Source organism: Streptomyces sp. SID13726, from assembly GCF_010548375.1.
In the GTDB taxonomy this organism is placed as follows: Bacteria; Actinomycetota; Actinomycetes; order Streptomycetales; family Streptomycetaceae; genus Streptomyces.
In genome coordinates, this window is sequence record NZ_JAAGLY010000446.1 from 1 (window position 1) to 442 (window position 442).

Here is a 442-nt window from a genome sequence, read left to right on the forward strand (position 1 = left end):
CAGGTAGCCGCGCACGCCCTGCATCCCCCGCAGCCACCACTGGGCGTACACGTGCGGCGAGCGCCGCTCGATGCCCGCGACGATCCGGTCCACGGCCGGGCCCAGCGGGTACGTGCGGTTCGACGGCCACGGCAGCCGCTGCCGCAGCTCCCGCATGACCTCGTCCTGGTCGGCGCCGCCGACCATGTCCGTGTCGGTCCAGGAGAGGTACCCGACCCCGACCTTGACCCCCTTGTGGCCGACCTCGGCGCGCAGGCAGTGCGCGAAGGCCTCGACGCCGGACTTGGAGGCGCAGTACGCGCTCATCATCGGCGCCGGCGTGATCGCGGCGAGCGAGGCGATCTGGAGGAAGTAGCCGCGGCTCTCGGCCAGTACGGGGAGGAAGGCGCGGGCGGTGACGGCGCCGCCGATCAGGTTCACCTCGAACACCCGGCGCCATGCC

Annotated in this window: 1 protein-coding gene; it reads right to left on the reverse strand. The window is 73.1% G+C overall.

The annotated features are described in order from the left end of the window. Positions 1-442: SDR family NAD(P)-dependent oxidoreductase (locus G3I78_RS48515; protein ID WP_164437024.1), on the reverse strand; the 442-nt coding region annotated here is incomplete at both ends.